12 protein-coding genes are annotated in these 14,817 nt (G+C 71.9%); all 12 read left to right on the top strand.

Annotated features, from left to right (window positions below):
- Positions 1 to 62 precede the first annotated feature (62 nt).
- The 12 genes from gspL to IE209_RS06495 all read left to right on the top strand — a co-directional run bounded on the left by gspL (position 63) and on the right by IE209_RS06495 (position 14,580).
- The gene (gene gspL, locus IE209_RS06440) at positions 63 to 1,289 is read left to right on the top strand and encodes a type II secretion system protein GspL (RefSeq protein WP_189686138.1); all 1,227 of its coding nucleotides are present in this window, start codon (positions 63 to 65) and stop codon (positions 1,287 to 1,289) included.
- A complete protein-coding gene (locus IE209_RS06445) occupies positions 1,286 to 1,792 on the top strand; it encodes a type II secretion system protein M (protein ID WP_189686139.1) in 507 nt (168 codons plus the stop codon). The genes gspL and IE209_RS06445 overlap by 4 nt, the downstream gene beginning before the upstream one ends.
- Positions 1,793 to 1,794: 2 nt before the next feature.
- On the top strand, positions 1,795 to 2,601 hold the full coding sequence (gspN, locus tag IE209_RS06450; RefSeq protein WP_189686140.1) for a type II secretion system protein N: 807 nt from the start codon (positions 1,795 to 1,797) through the stop codon (positions 2,599 to 2,601).
- Positions 2,602 to 2,605: 4 nt separating this feature from the next.
- Entirely contained in the window at positions 2,606 to 4,996 is a 2,391-nt protein-coding gene (gene gspD, locus IE209_RS06455; RefSeq protein ID WP_229882713.1) for a type II secretion system secretin GspD, read from the top strand.
- Positions 4,996 to 6,384 (top strand): GspE/PulE family protein, encoded by a 1,389-nt coding sequence (locus tag IE209_RS06460; RefSeq protein WP_189686141.1) that lies wholly within the window; start codon positions 4,996 to 4,998, stop codon positions 6,382 to 6,384. The genes gspD and IE209_RS06460 overlap by 1 nt, the downstream gene beginning before the upstream one ends.
- An 88-nt stretch (positions 6,385 to 6,472) precedes the next feature.
- Positions 6,473 to 7,702 carry a type II secretion system inner membrane protein GspF gene (gene gspF, locus IE209_RS06465; protein ID WP_189686142.1) on the top strand — a complete coding sequence of 410 codons (1,230 nt, stop codon included), beginning with the start codon at positions 6,473 to 6,475 and terminating at the stop codon, positions 7,700 to 7,702.
- A 4-nt stretch (positions 7,703 to 7,706) separates the two neighbouring features.
- Positions 7,707 to 8,618, top strand: a complete 912-nt coding sequence (locus IE209_RS06470; RefSeq protein WP_189686143.1) for a 5'-nucleotidase — start codon at positions 7,707 to 7,709, stop codon at positions 8,616 to 8,618.
- Between the two features lie 87 nt (positions 8,619 to 8,705).
- Positions 8,706 to 9,509: an SDR family oxidoreductase gene (locus IE209_RS06475; RefSeq protein ID WP_229882714.1), complete on the top strand. Its 804-nt coding sequence runs from the start codon at positions 8,706 to 8,708 to the stop codon at positions 9,507 to 9,509.
- Complete coding sequence (locus IE209_RS06480) at positions 9,506 to 10,828, top strand: flavin-containing monooxygenase (RefSeq protein ID WP_189686144.1); 1,323 nt, start codon at positions 9,506 to 9,508, stop codon at positions 10,826 to 10,828. Before IE209_RS06475 ends, IE209_RS06480 begins: the two co-directional genes overlap by 4 nt.
- 8 nt (positions 10,829 to 10,836) lie before the next feature.
- Positions 10,837 to 11,763 carry a bile acid:sodium symporter family protein gene (locus IE209_RS06485; protein ID WP_189686145.1) on the top strand — a complete coding sequence of 309 codons (927 nt, stop codon included), beginning with the start codon at positions 10,837 to 10,839 and terminating at the stop codon, positions 11,761 to 11,763.
- A complete protein-coding gene (locus IE209_RS06490; RefSeq protein WP_189686146.1) occupies positions 11,760 to 12,734 on the top strand; it encodes an SDR family oxidoreductase in 975 nt (324 codons plus the stop codon). Before IE209_RS06485 ends, IE209_RS06490 begins: the two co-directional genes overlap by 4 nt.
- 67 nt (positions 12,735 to 12,801) lie before the next feature.
- Complete coding sequence (locus IE209_RS06495) at positions 12,802 to 14,580, top strand: ABC transporter ATP-binding protein/permease (protein ID WP_189686147.1); 1,779 nt, start codon at positions 12,802 to 12,804, stop codon at positions 14,578 to 14,580.
- Positions 14,581 to 14,817: the final 237 nt, after the last annotated feature.

Here is a 14,817-nt window from a genome sequence, read left to right on the forward strand (position 1 = left end):
CTCTACAATCGCGCGCCGCAAGCGCGGCCTGTCCGCGTCCCGCCGCCCCGGAGAGAGAAGTCTTGAGCACCCTGATCGTCGTCCTGCCCCTGGACACCCCCGGTGCAGCCACACCGCTGGAATACGTGCTGAGCGCCGACGGTCGCACCGTCGCCGCCCACGCGCAGGCCGTCGCGGCGCTGCTGCCCGCCGCACGCGAGACCGTGGCGCTCGTGCCGGCGCAGGCGCTGTCCTGGCACCGCGTGGAGCTACCCAAGGGCGCGCTGGCGCGCGGTGCCACCGGCACGCCGCGCCTGCGCGCGCTGCTCGAAGGCCTGCTCGAGGACCGCCTGCTCGACGACCCGGCCGCCGTGCATTTCGCGCTGGAGGCCGGTGCCCGCGCCCAGGCCCCGGCCTGGGTCGCCACCTGCGACCGCGCCTGGTTGCGCGCCGGCCTGGACCTGCTGGAGGCGGCACGCCGCCCGGCCGCCCGCGTCGTGCCCGAACTGGCACCCGGCAGCGAACAGATCGAGATCCTCGGCACGCCCAAATCCGCCTGGCTGGGCTACAGCGGCGCGCAGGGGGTCAGCGTGCTGCCGCTGGCCGCGCCCGCGCTGGACTGGGCCCTGGCCCAGGCCGGCAGCGCCGAAGAGGTGCCCGTGTTCGCCGATCCGGCCCTGGCCCAGCTGGCCGAGCAGAGCGGCGCGCGCCAGTTGCAGCTGCGCCCTGCCACCGAGCGCTGGCTGCAGGCCGGCGCCGGCGGCTGGGACCTGGCCCAGTTCGACCTGGCCAGCTCCGACCGCCGCCGCGCCGTGCAGGGCACGCTGCGCCGCGTGGCCGCCATCGCCCGTGGCCCGCAGTGGCGCCCCGCGCGCTGGGGCCTCGCCCTGCTCGTCGCGGCCCACCTGGTCGGCGTCAACGCCTGGGCCTGGAAGGAATCCACCGCCCTGGCCGACAAGCGCGCCGCCGTGCGCGGTGTGCTCTCCAGCAGCTTCCCGTCGGTGCGCGTGGTCGTCGATGCGCCCGTGCAGATGGCACGCGAGGTCGAGCTGCTGCGCCAGGCCTCCGGCGCCTACGGCCCGCGCGACCTCGAAGCCATGCTGGGCGCGCTGGGCACCACGCTGCCACCCGGCCAGGTGCCGCAGGCGATCGACTTCGGCAACGGCGAAGCCCGGCTGCGCGGCCTGGCCAACACCCCCGAAGCCCTGGCCGCATTGAACGGCCGCCTGCGCGCCCATGGCCTGGCGGCGCAGTCCGAAGGCGAGCGCCTGCTGCTGCGCCCCCTGCCCGACGCCGGAGCCACGCCATGAAGTTCGACGCCCTGCAGCAACAGCTGCGCACCCGCTGGGACCTGCTCGCACCGCGCGAGCGCGGCGCCGTCATGCTCGCCGGCGCCATCGTGCTGGTGGCCCTGGTCTGGTGGGTGTTGCTGGGTCCGGCCCTGTCCACACTGCGCCACGCCGAGTCCCAGCACCAGGAACTGGACCGGCAGCTGCAGACCATGCGCAGCCTGCAGGCCGACGCCATGGCGCTGCAGAACCAGCCGCGACTGGCCTATGACGACGCCTTGCGCGCGCTCGAGGCCTCGGTGCGCCAGCGCCTGGGCAACACGGCCCAGCTCAGCGTGGCCGGGGAACGCGCCACCCTCACGCTCAAGGCCGCCGAGGCCGACGCGCTGGCGCGCTGGCTCACGCAGGCCCGCGTCAACGCGCGTGCGCTGCCCGCCGAAGCGCGCCTGACCCGCGCGGCCGGCCCGGCCAATGCACCGGCCCGCTGGGACGGCGCACTGGTCCTCACGCTGCCGGCCCGCTGACCGTGGCCCGCGCCCCCCGCACCACCGTGACCGCGCGCGCCCCTTGGGGCTGGGCGGTGCTGGGTGGCGCCGTGGGCCTGCTGGCCGGCGTGCTGGTGTTCGCGCCGGCGCGCTGGCTGGCCTGGGCCGTGGAACAAGGCAGCGAGCAGCATGTGCTGCTGCGCGCGCCGCGCGGCAGCCTGTGGAACGGCTCGGCCCAGCTGGTGCTGGCCGGCGGCGTGGACAGCCGCGACGCCACCGCCCTGCCTGGCCGCTTCGAATGGCAGCTGCGCCCCGCGCTGACGGGCCTGCGGCTGGCGCTGCGCGCGCGCTGCTGCATGCAGCAGCCCTGGCAGGTGCACGCCCAGCCGCGCTGGACGGGCGCCCGCGTGCAGATCGGCGATGGCCAGTCGCACTGGCCAGCCACGGTGCTGGCCGGCCTGGGCACGCCCTGGAACACGGTCCAGCCCGAAGGCACGCTGGCACTGGCCGCACAGGATCTCTCGCTCGAATGGGTCTCCGGCCGCATGCTGGTGAACGGCCGGCTGCAGCTGGAGGCCAGCGACCTGTCCTCGCGCCTGTCCACGCTCAAGCCCATGGGCAGCTACCGGCTCACGCTGGCCGGCGGTGGCGACGGTGCGCCGGCCAGCCTGCGGCTGGAAACGCTCTCGGGCAGCCTCACGCTGAGCGGCAGCGGACAATGGGTGGGTTCGCGCCTGCGCTTTTCCGGTGAAGCCAGCGCCGACCCCGCGCGGGTCGACGCGCTTTCCAATCTCCTGAACATCATTGGCCGACGCAATGGCCTGCGTTCCATCATCCAAGTGGGCTAGCCCGATGCACTCCTTCCCGAACCGCCGCCCCGCCCCGCCGACCCGCCGCGCCTGCGCCCTCGCCGCCGCGCTGCTGTGCCAGGCCCTGCCGGCCCTGGCCCAGATCCCGCCGGCACCGCTGGTGCCGCAGACCGGGATGCCGGCCGGCGCCGCGCAGGCCCCGGGCGGCCCCAGCACCGTGAGCCTGGTGCCCAGCGGCCCGCGCCGCGGCGACCCGGTCACGCTGAATTTCATGAACGCCGACATCGAGGCCGTGGCGCGCACCATGGCCACCATCACCGGCCGCAACGTGGTGGTGGACCCACGCGTGAAGGGCACGATGAACCTGTCGACGGACCAGCCCGTGCCGCCCTCCGTGGCCTACAGCCAGTTCATCGCTGCGCTGCGCATGCAGGGCTTCACCGTGGTGGATGCCGCCGGCCTGGACAAGGTCGTGCCCGAGGCCGACGCCAAGCTGCAGAGCAGCCCGGTCAGCGTGAGCGAAGGCGGCGACGGCGGCCTGCCCAGTGGCAGCCAAATCGTCACGCAGATCTTCCGGCTCAACCACGAGAACGCCAACAACCTGGTGCCGGTGCTGCGCCCGCTGATCAGCCCGAACAACACCATCAACGCCAACCCCGGCACCAACTCGCTGGTCATCACCGACTACGCCGACAACCTGCGCCGGCTGGCCCGCGTGATCGCGGCCATGGACGTGTCCAACGCCACCGACGTGGAGGTGATCCCGCTGCGCCATGCCATCGCCAGCGACCTCGCGCCGCTGGTCTCGCGGCTCGTCGAGCCCGGCAGCAGCACGGGCGGCGCGGCCGCGCCGGCCGCGGGCCAGGCGGCCGACACCTCGTACCGCACCACGTTGATGGCCGAGCCGCGCAGCAATGCGCTGGTCGTGCGCGCCAGCAATGCGGCGCGCATGAACCTGATCCGCTCGCTGGTGGCGCGGCTGGACCAGCCGCCGGCGCCAGGCTCCAGCGCCGCCACGGGCAACATCCACGTCGTCTACCTCAAGAACGCCGACGCCGTGAAGCTGGCGGCCACGCTGCGCGCTGCCATCGCCGCGGGCAACGTGGGCGGTACCGGCACGCAGGGCGGCGGCAGCCAGCCCAGCAGCGGATCGCCGAGCCTGGGCGCGCTGCAGACCTCGTTCGGTTCCAGTTCCAGCAGCAGCGGAACGAGCGGCAGCGGCAGCAGCAGCATCTCGGGCTTCGGCAGCAGCGGCACGGGCGGCGGCAGCCTGAACCAGGGCAACAGCAACCAGCCCTCGACCGGTGGCCAGATCCAGGCCGACCCCTCGACCAACTCGCTGATCATCTCGGCGCCGGAACCACAATACCGGCAGCTGCGCGCCGTGATCGACCGGCTCGACGGCCGGCGTGCGCAGGTGCTAGTGGAAAGCCTGATCGTGGAAGTCAACGCCGAGAAGGCGGCCGAGTTCGGCATCCAGTGGTCGGCCCTGCTGGGCGGCAAGAACCTGGCAGCCATCGGCACCAACTTCAGCGTGGGCGGCCGCAACATCTTCAGCATCGCGCCCGGCCTCATCAACGGCTCGGGCACCACGACGACGGGGCAGACCGCCCTGCCCTCCACGGGCGGCAACCTGGGCTACATCTACCAGAAGAACGGCAACAACGTGCTGGGCTTCCTGGCGCGCTTCCTGGAGACCAACACCGACGGCAACATCCTGTCCACGCCGAACCTGCTGACGCTGGACAACGAGGAAGCCCGCATCATCATCGGCGAGAACGTGCCCTTCGTGACCGGCTCCTACACCAACGCCACGAGCACCGGCTCGGGCACCGTCAACCCGTTCCAGACCTACGAGCGCCAGGACGTGGGCCTCACGCTGCGCGTGCGCCCGCAGATCAACGAGAACGGCACGGTCAAGATGGTGATCTACCAGGAGAGCTCGGCCGTGAAGTCGGGCACCGAGTCGGCCGCCAGCGGCCCCACCACGACCAAGCGCGCCATCGAGTCCACGGTGCTGGTGGACGACGGCTCCATCGTGGTGCTCGGCGGCCTGCTGCAGGACCAGTACGGCGGCAACCAGGAGAAGGTGCCCGGCGTCGGCGACATCCCGTTCTTCGGCAACCTGTTCAAGAGCGAAGCGCGCTCGCGCCGCAAGACCAACCTCATGGTGTTCCTGCGCCCGGTGGTGGTGCGCGACAACCAGTCGGCCGAAACCCTGTCCATGGACCGCTACGACCTCATGCGCGTAGGCCAGCAGCAGGCCCAGCCGCAGGAAAGCTCGCTGGTGCGCGTGAACGAGGCGCCCGTGCTGCCCGAGCAGCCGCTGCGCCGCCCGGCCGCGCCGGTGCCCGCCCCGCTGATGCAGCCCTCCACCAACCTACAGACCCAGACGCCGGGCGCGCCCTCGCAACCCGTGGCCTCGCCGCAGTGATGCGCCATCCGCTGCCTTACGCCTTCGCCCGCAGCCAGCAGCTGCTGCTGGAAGACAACCTCGGCGAACTCACGCTGTGGCTGCACCCGGCCACGCCACCGACCGCCGTGGCCGAGGTCATGCGCAAGCACCCGGTGCGCCATGTGCAGTCGCTGGCCCAGGCCGCACTGGCCCAGCGCATCAGCGCGGCCTACGCCCAGGGCGAGTCCAACGCCGCGGCCGTGGTCAGCGAGGTCGAGAGCGACGCCGACCTCTCGCGCATGATGCAGGAGCTGCCGGCGGTGGAAGACCTGCTGGAGACCTCGGACGATGCGCCCATCATCCGCATGCTCAACGCGCTGCTCACGCAGGCCGCGCGCGACGGCGCCAGCGACATCCACATCGAGCCCTACGAGCGCCATTCCAGCGTGCGCTTCCGCGTGGACGGCACGCTGCGCGAGGTGGTGCAGCCCAACCGCGCGCTGCATGCCGCGCTGATCTCGCGCCTGAAAATCATGGCCGAGCTCGACATCTCGGAGAAGCGTTTGCCGCAGGACGGGCGCATCAGCCTGCGCATCGGCACGCGCGCGGTCGACGTGCGCGTCTCCACGCTGCCCAGCGCGCACGGCGAACGCGCCGTGCTGCGCCTCCTGGACAAGTCCAGCGAGCGCATCAGCCTGGCCTCCGTCGGCATGCAGGGCGCCGTGCTGCACCAGCTGCAGGAACTGATCGCCCAGCCGCACGGCATCATCCTCGTGACCGGCCCCACGGGCTCGGGCAAGACCACCACGCTGTACGCCGCGCTGTCCGAACTCGACGCCAGCCGCAGCAACATCATGACGGTGGAAGACCCGATCGAGTACGAGCTGCCCGGCATCGGCCAGACCCAGGTCAACGCCAAGATCGACCTGACCTTCGCCAAGGCCCTGCGCGCCATCCTGCGCCAGGACCCGGACGTGATCATGATCGGCGAGATCCGCGACTTCGAGACCGCGCAGATCGCCATCCAGGCCTCGCTGACGGGCCACCTGGTGCTGGCCACGCTGCACACCAACGACGCCGCCAGCGCCGTCACGCGCCTGATCGACATGGGCGTGGAGCCCTTCCTGCTGAGCTCCTCGCTCTTGGGCGTGCAGGCCCAGCGCCTGGTGCGCAAGCTGTGCCCGGCCTGCCGCGGCCCGGGCTGCGAGGCCTGCGGCCACACCGGCTACCAGGGCCGCACGGGCGTGTTCGAGCTGCTGGTGGCCGACGACGCGATCCGCGCCCAGGTGCACAACCGCGCCTCGGAGGCCGACATCCGCGCCGCCGCGCAGCGCAACGGCATGCTGCTCATGCGCGAGGACGGCGAGCGCCTGGTGGCCGCCGGCATCACCTCGCGCGAGGAACTGCTGCGCGTGACGCGAGACTGACATGAAGCCCCCACGCTCATCGCTGCGCGTATCGCTGCCCCCCAGGGGGGCGCGTCAGAGCCTTCGGGCGGCCGGGCGGCACTGACACATGCCAGCCTACGCATTCGAAGCCGTCGACGCCGAAGGCGCGACCCGCAAGGGCGTGCTGGAGGCCGACACCGCGCGCTCGGCGCGCACCATGCTGCGCGCCCAGGCGCTGGTGCCGCTGGCCGTCGAGCCGGTCGGCGCCGGCCAGGGCGCGGGCGAGGAAGCGCCGCGTTCGCGCGGGTTGTTCGCCGGCCGCATCTTCCGCGGCACGGCGCTGGCGGTCTGGACGCGCCAGCTCTCCGGCCTGGTCTCGGCCGGCCTGCCACTCGAGCGCGCGCTGACCGCGCTGACCGAGGAGGCCGAGGACGAACGCCAGCGCCACCTGCTGGCCGGCCTGCGCTCGGAGGTCAATGCCGGCTCGTCCTTCGCCAAGGCGCTGGCCCGGCACCCGCGCGAGTTCACGCCGATCTACACCGCCGTGATCGGCGCGGGCGAACAGAGTGGCCACCTGGGCCTGGTGCTGGACCGGCTGGCCGAGGACCTGGAGACGCAGCAGGAACTCAAGTCGCGCCTGATCGGCGCCGCGCTGTACCCGGCCATCGTGAGCTTGGTGGCCATCGTGATCGTGATGTTCCTGGTCGGCTACGTGGTGCCGCAGGTGGCCAACGTGTTCGCGGGCACCAAGCGCGCGCTGCCCATCCTCACGGTGGTCATGCTGGCCATCAGCGACGTGGTGCGCCACCACGGCTGGTGGATCGCGCTGCTGCTGCTGGCCGGCGGCGTGGGCCTGAAGCTCTCGCTGCGCGCCGAGGCCATGCGCCTGCGCTTCGACGCCATGGTGCTGCGCCTGCCGCTGATCGGCCGGCTTGCCGCGGGCTACAACGCGGCCCGTTTCACGAGCACGCTGGCCATGCTGGCCGCGGCCGGCGTGCCCATCCTGCGCGCCCTGCAGGCCGCGGCCGAGACGCTCAACAACCGCGCCATGCGCGCCGACGCGCTGGATGCGCTGGTGGCCGTGCGCGAGGGCGCGCCGCTGGCCTCGGCGATCGCGCAGAAGAAGCGCTTTCCCGGCCTGGTGTCCATGTTCGCGCGCCTGGGCGAGCAGACCGGCGAGCTGCCCACCATGCTGCAGCGCGCCGCGCGCCAGATCGGCAGCGAGGTACAGCGCCGCGCCATGGCGCTGGCCACCATCCTGGAGCCGCTCTTGATCGTGGCCATGGGCCTGATCGTCATGCTGATCGTGCTGGCCGTGCTCATGCCCATCATCCAGCTCAACCAATTCGCGAGGTAGACCCATGCCCGCCACCCTGGAAGACAAGCTCGTCGTCGCGATCTCCTCGCGAGCGCTGTTCGACCTGGAGGAGGAAAACCGGCTGTTCGAGGCCGGCGACGCGCGCGCCTACATGCAGCTGCAGCTCTCGCGGCTGGAAGTGCCGGCGCGGCCCGGCGTGGCCTTCTCGCTGGTGCGCAAGCTGCTGGCCTTCAACGACCCCGCGCAGCAGCGCGTGGAGGTGGTGGTGCTCTCGCGCAACGACCCGGTCAGCGGCATGCGCATCTTCCGCTCGGTGCGCGAGGCCGGCATCAAGCTCGAGCGCGGCGTGTTCACGCAGGGCCGCGACCCCTTCGGCTATCTGCGCCCGCTGCGCGCCCACTTGTTCCTGTCGGCCAACGAGGCCGACGTGCGCGAGGCGCTGGCCCAGGGCTTCCCGGCCGCGCGCGTGCTGACCGAATCGGCCCAGGCCGGCATCAACCACCCGGACGAGGTGCGCATCGCCTTCGACGGCGACGCCGTGCTGTTCTCCGACGAGGCCGAGCAGGTGTTCCAGGCCCAGGGCCTGGATGCGTTCCAACTGCACGAGACCGACAAGGCCGCGCTGCCGCTACCCGACGGCCCGTTCAAGCCACTGCTGGCCGCGCTGCACCGGCTGCAGCAGGCCTCCCAGGCCGGCATGCGCATCCGCACCGCGCTGGTCACGGCGCGCAGCGCGCCCGCGCACGAGCGCGCCATCCGCACGCTCATGAACTGGAACATCGAGGTCGACGAGGCCATGTTCCTGGGCGGCCTGCCCAAGGGCGAGTTCCTGCGCGAGTTCGAGCCCGACTTCTTCTTCGACGACCAGACCACGCATGTGCGCTCGGCCGCGCGCCACGTGCCGGCCGGCCATGTGAGCCACGGCGTGGCCAACCACCCGCCTCCCGTGCGCTGAAGACGGCCGCAGGCCGCGCAGCCTGCGGAACACCCGGATGCGGCGGCGCGCGGCGGCCGCTAGCATGCGCCGCGGAGGAGACTGCCCGTGACGTTCGACAACGCCGTGCTGACCGGTGCCTGCGGCGGCCTGGGCCAGGCGCTGGCCCGTGCGCTGATCGCCGGCGGTGCGCGGGTCGCGCTGGTCGGCCTGCAGCGCAAGGCCCTGGCCCCGCTGGCGGCGCTGGCACCCGGCCGCTGCGCCATCTACACCCCGGACGTGAGCGACGGCCCGGCCATGGCCGCCATGGCGGCGGACTGGACCGCGCGCTTCGGCCCGCCCGACCTCGTGATCGCCAACGCCGGCGTGGCCGGCGGCTTCGACACGGCGCGGCCCGAGGATCTGGCCGTGCTGCGCCGCATGCTGGAGATCAACCTCGTGGGCGTGGCGGCCACCTTCGCGCCCTTCCTGCCGGCGATGCAGGCCGCGGGCCGTCCGGGCGCCCTGGTCGGCGTGGCCAGTGTGGCGGGCTGGCGCGGCCTGCCCGGCAACGGGGCCTACTGCGCCAGCAAGGCGGGCCTGATCGCCTACCTGCAAAGCCTGCGCGCCGAACTGCGCCCCACGGCGCTGCGCGTGCACACCGTGAGCCCGGGCTACCTGCGCACCGCGCTCACGGCCGGCAACCGCTTCGCCATGCCGGGCCTGCTGGAGCCCGAGGATGCGGCCCAGCGCCTGCTGGCCGGTGTGGCCGCGGGCCGCGCGCACATCGTGCTGCCGCGCCGCACCGGCTGGCTGGCACGCGCACTGGCCCTGCTGCCCGCGCCGCTGCACGACCGCATCCTGCTCGCGCAACCGCGCAAGCCCCGGCCCGGCGAAGCCGGCGCCACCGAGATTCCCGGCCTGGAACGATGAGCACTCCGACACACGCACAGATCGCCCTCGTCGGCGCCGGCCCCTCGGGCCTGGCCGGGGCCCGCAACCTGCAGAAGCTGGGCATCGCCTTCCAGGGCTTCGAGGCCCATGGCGATGTCGGCGGTCTGTGGAACATCGAGAACCCGCGCTCCACGGTCTATGCCTCGGCACACCTGATCTCCAGCAAGCGCATGACGGAGTTCAGCGAGTTCCCGATGGCCGACACCGTGGCCGACTACCCGAGCCACCGCGAGCTGCTGGACTACTTCCGCGCCTTCGCACGCCGTTTCGACCTGCACCGCGACTACCGCTTCCATACCCGGGTGCTCAAGGCCGAACCCGTCTCGGACGCCCCCGGCACACGCTGGCGCCTGACCACGCAGACCGGCGACGCGGCGCCCGAGGTGGCCGAGTACAAGGGCCTGGTGGTGGCCAACGGCACGCTGGCCGAGCCCAACATGCCAACCTTCCCAGGCCAGTTCGCGGGCGCGCTCTGGCACACCTCGGCCTACAAGCAGGCCACCCAGTTCGCCGGCCAGCGCGTGCTGATCGTGGGCGCGGGCAACTCGGGCTGCGACATCGCGGTCGACGCAGTCCACCACGCCAGGAGCATCGACATCTCGGTGCGGCGCGGCTACTACTTCGTGCCCAAGTACGTGTTCGGCAAGCCGGCCGATTCGATCGGCGGCAAGCTGACGTTGCCGCCCTGGCTCAAGCAGCGCATCGACAGCACCATCTTGCAATGGTTCACGGGCGACCCGGTGCGCTTCGGCTTTCCGCGGCCCGATTACCGCATGTACGAGTCGCACCCGGTCGTGAACTCGCTGATCCTGTACCACATCGGCCACGGCGACGTGGGCGTGCGCCCCGACATCGCGCGCCTCGAGGGCCACACCGTGCACTTCAAGGACGGCAGCGCACGCGACTACGACCTGGTCCTGGCCGCCACCGGCTACAAGCTGCACTACCCCTTCCTGGACCACGCGCTGCTGAACTGGCAGGGCATGGCGCCGCGCCTGTACCTGAACATCTTCGCGCCGCGCTTCGACCGGCTGGCCGTGCTGGGCATGGTGGAGGCCAGCGGCCTGGGCTGGCAGGGCCGCTACGAGCAGGCCGAGCTGGTGGCGCGCTATTTCAAGGCACTGGACGACGGCAGCCCGCAAGCCGGCGCGCTGCGGTCGGCCAAGGATGCGGATCCGGCCGCCTGGCCCGACCTGTCGGGCGGCTACCGCTACCTGAAGCTCGAACGCATGGCGTACTACGTGCACAAGGACACCTACCGCAAGGCGGTGCGCGCGGCCGCCGCGGCCTTCCACTGAGAGCCCCCATGCTGCCCGTCGACGACATCCGCCTGAACTTCAACCCGGCCTCGCTGGCCGTGCTCAACGCGGTGCTGGCCTTCCTGATGTTCGGCATCGCGCTGGACACGCGCATTGAAGATTTCAGGCGCGTGGCGCGCATGCCGCTGGCCTTCGCGGTCGGCGTGGGCGCGCAGTTCATCGCCCTGCCGGCCATCACCTACGTGCTCACGCGCGTGCTGGGCGTGGGGCCCAGCATCGCGCTGGGCATGATCCTGGTGGCCTGCTGCCCGCCCGGCAACGTGAGCAATGTCCTCACGCACCGGGCCGGCGGCAACGTGGCGCTCAGCGTGTCCATGACGGCGGTGTCCAATGCCATCGCCATCGTGGCCATGCCGCTGAACTTCGCGTTCTGGGGCGGCCTGCATCCCACGGCATCCGCGCTGCTGCGCAGCATCTCCATCGACCCGCTGGAAATGGGCGGGCACATCCTGCTCATCATCGGTCTGCCCTTCGTGCTGGGCATCTGGTGCGCCGAGCGCTTTCCGCGCTGGACGGCGCGCTTCAAGAAGCCCATGCGCATCCTGAGCTTCGTGACGCTGATCGCCTTCATCCTCGGCGCCATCGCGGGCAACTGGCGCTACTTCCTCGACTACATCGGCCTGGTCATCGTGGCGGTGGCGCTGCACGACGCGCTGGCCTTCGCCACCGGCTGGCTCTGCGCGCGCGCCTTCGGCCTGGCCGACTACGACCGCCGCGCGCTGACCATCGAGGTGGGCATCCGCAACGCCGGCCTGGGGCTGGTGCTGATCTTCGGGTTCTTCGGCGGCCTGGGCGGCATGGCCGTGGTGGCGGGCGTCTGGGGCTTTTGGGACATCATCGCCGGCCTGGTGCTGGCCGGCTGGTGGGGCAAGCGGCCGGTGCAGGGCGGCGCTGCAGCCCCCGAAACGCCATGAGGGCCGAGCGCATCCTGGTCACGGGCGCAGACGGCTTTCTCGGCCGTGGCCTGCTCCATGCGCTGGCGACGCGGCCGGAACCGACCACGGTGGTGGCGGCCGATGTGCGCGAGGTGCCGGCCACACGCCGCCTGCTTGGCATCGCCTACCTGCGTTGGGACGTGCGCGACGAAGGGCTGGCGCAGGTGCTGGCCCGGCACGGCATCGACACCGTGGTGCACCTGGCCTCCATCGTCACGCCGCCCAAGGGCTCCACGCGCGCGCTGGAACATGCGGTGGACGTGGGCGGCACGCGCAAGGTGCTGGACGCCTGCCTGGCGCAGGGCGTGCGCCACCTGCTCGTCTCCTCCAGCGGCGCGGCCTATGGCTACCACGCCGACAACCCCGCCTGGCTGACCGAGGCGCATCCGCTGCGCGGCAACGAGAGCTTCGCCTATGCCCACCACAAGCGGCTGGTGGAGGAGATGCTGGCCGAGGCCCGTGTCCGGCATCCGCAGCTGGCGCAGACGGTGCTGCGCATCGGCACCATCCTGGGCGAGCGCGTGGACAACCAGATCACCGCCCTGTTCGAGAAGACGCGGCCGCTGGCGATCGCGGGCAGCGACAGCCCCTTCGTCTTCGTCTGGGACGAGGACGTCTGCGGTGCGCTGCTGCACGCGCTCGACGGCAAGGGGCCGCCGGGCTGCTACAACCTCGCCGGCGACGGCGCCCTCACGATCCACGCGATCGCCGAGCGACTGGGCAAGCGGCCCCTGGTGCTGCCGGCCGGCCTGCTGCGCAGCGCGCTGCGCCTGGGCCGCTCGCTGGGCATCGGGCGCTATGGGCCGGAGCAGCTGGACTTCCTGCGCTACCGGCCGGTGCTGGACAACAGCGCGCTCAAGCAGCGCTTCGGCTACGTGCCGCACAAGACCAGCGCCCAGGCCCTGGAGGCCTTCATCGCCGCGCGCAAGGCCCAGGGCCGGCCGCTCTAAGGCTGGCCTAAGTCTGCTGCGGCGGTCCGCGCTAGCATGGGCGCGCCCCCACGACCGCCGGCATTTCATGCAACTCCGAGAACGGCTTGCGCGCACGCGCCAACAGGCAGGGCGCATCTGGCGCCTGTCCCGTCCCTACTTTCAGTCCGAGGAAAAGTGGCGCGCGCGCGGCCTGCTGGCCGCCATCGTGCTCCTCAATCTGGCCGGCGTCTGGCTGCTGGTGCAGTACAACGACTGGTACCGCGTGTTCTACGACGCGCTCGAGAAGCGCGACCAGACCGTGTTCTGGGAGCAGCTGTGGCGCTTCACGGTCCTGGCCTTCGGCATGATCGTCCTGGCGGTCTACCGCTTCTACCTGACCCAGCTGCTGGAGATGCGCTGGCGCGCCTGGATGACCGGCACGTACCTGAAGCGCTGGATGGCCGACCACGCCTTCTACCGCATGGAGCTGGCGCGCTACGGCCAGGCCGAAGGCGGCGCACCGCCGGACAACCCGGACCAGCGCATCCAGGAAGACCTGAACCTGTTCACCACCTACACGGTTTCGCTGACCATGGGCGCGTTCAACGCCTTCGTCACGCTGGTGAGCTTCGTCGGCGTGCTGTGGGGCCTGTCGGGGGCCTTCGGTTTCAGCATCGGCGGCCAGCACTACGAGGTACCCGGCTTCATGGTCTGGGTGGCCGTGCTGTACTGCCTGGCCGGCAGCCTCATCACGCACTGGATCGGCCGGCCGCAGATCGGCCTGAACTTCCAGCAACAGCGGCTGGAGGCGGACTTCCGCCACCACATGGTGCGCGTGCGCGAGTACAGCGAGGCCATCGCGCTGGACCGCGGCGAACCCGTCGAGCGCAAGCAGCTGGACCTGCGCTTCTCCAAGGTGCTGGCCAACTACCTGGATCTGATCCGCGCGCAGAAGCGGCTGATCTGGTTCAGCAGCTTCTTCGGCCAGGCCGCCGTGATCTTCCCCTTCCTCGTGGCGGCGCCGCGCTTTTTCAGCGGCGCGATCCAGCTCGGCGAACTCATGCAGATCTCCACGGCCTTCGGCCGCGTGCAGGACTCGCTGGCCTGGTTCGTCGACAACTACCAGCAGCTCGCGGTCTGGCGTGCCACGACCGACCGGCTGACGAGCTTCGAGGCGCACCTGGCCGCCCATGCAGCAGGCGCCGACGGCCGGGTCCGCTACAGCGCGGGCGGCGACACGCTGGCCACCCAGGACCTCGCGCTGGCCCTGCCCGACGGCACGCAGCTGCTGCAAGGCCTCGACCTGCAGGTGCGGCCGGGCGAGCGCGTGCTGCTCCAAGGGCCCTCGGGCAGCGGCAAATCCACCTTGCTGCGCGCCCTCGCGGGCATCTGGCCGCAGGCCAGCGGCAGCGTGGCCCAGCCGGCGGACGCCATGTTCATCCCGCAGCGCCCCTACTTTCCGGACGGCCCCTTGCGCGATGCACTGGCCTACCCGAAGCCGGCATCGGACTACCGCGACGAAGACCTGCGCGCCGCGCTGCGCGACGCCCAGCTGCCGCAGCTGGCGGACGACCTGGACCGCCAGGACGCCTGGAGCCAGAAGCTTTCGGGCGGTGAGCAGCAGCGCCTGGCCGTGGCGCGCGTGCTGCTCAAGAAGCCGCGCTGGATCTTCGCCGACGAGGCCACCAGCGCGCTGGACGCACCGGCCGAGCAGGCGGTCTACGCCAAGCTCGTGGACCAGGTGCAGGCGGCCGGCGGCGCCTTGCTGTCGATCGCACACCGGCCAGCGGTCGCCGCCTTCCACGACCGCAGCTGGCAGCTGGTGCCGAACGACGGCGGGGCGGCGCGCTTCCGGTTGCAACAGGCGCCGCTGCCAGCGCATTGATGTGGCGGACCCGGCCCACTGCCGGGCTGCGGCGTCTGGCCCCACAACGGCACTGGACCGGGCGCGACAGCTGTCGCAGGCGGGTGCGACAGCTGTCACTCCGCCTGCGACATTCGGGTCCGTCCTGGCACAGAGGAAATGCTTTCAGAACAAGCACTTGCGCTTCATGACCCGGCAGGCATGCGGCTTGCGCAGCAGGGACCGCCGCGGCCACGCCGGCCCGGCCACACCCACCGC

The sequence above is a fragment of the Pseudorhodoferax aquiterrae genome, assembly GCF_014652235.1.
Taxonomy (GTDB): domain Bacteria; phylum Pseudomonadota; class Gammaproteobacteria; order Burkholderiales; family Burkholderiaceae_C; genus Pseudorhodoferax; species Pseudorhodoferax aquiterrae.

Coding starts and splice junctions, on each gene's coding strand:
- IE209_RS06445 (WP_189686139.1), top strand. CDS start 1,286: ATGAAGTTCGACGCCCTGCAGCAACAGCTGCGCACCCGCTGGGACCTG.
- gspD (WP_229882713.1), top strand. CDS start 2,606: ATGCACTCCTTCCCGAACCGCCGCCCCGCCCCGCCGACCCGCCGCGCC.
- IE209_RS06460 (WP_189686141.1), top strand. CDS start 4,996: ATGCGCCATCCGCTGCCTTACGCCTTCGCCCGCAGCCAGCAGCTGCTG.
- gspF (WP_189686142.1), top strand. CDS start 6,473: ATGCCAGCCTACGCATTCGAAGCCGTCGACGCCGAAGGCGCGACCCGC.
- IE209_RS06470 (WP_189686143.1), top strand. CDS start 7,707: ATGCCCGCCACCCTGGAAGACAAGCTCGTCGTCGCGATCTCCTCGCGA.
- IE209_RS06480 (WP_189686144.1), top strand. CDS start 9,506: ATGAGCACTCCGACACACGCACAGATCGCCCTCGTCGGCGCCGGCCCC.
- IE209_RS06485 (WP_189686145.1), top strand. CDS start 10,837: ATGCTGCCCGTCGACGACATCCGCCTGAACTTCAACCCGGCCTCGCTG.
- IE209_RS06490 (WP_189686146.1), top strand. CDS start 11,760: ATGAGGGCCGAGCGCATCCTGGTCACGGGCGCAGACGGCTTTCTCGGC.
- IE209_RS06495 (WP_189686147.1), top strand. CDS start 12,802: ATGCAACTCCGAGAACGGCTTGCGCGCACGCGCCAACAGGCAGGGCGC.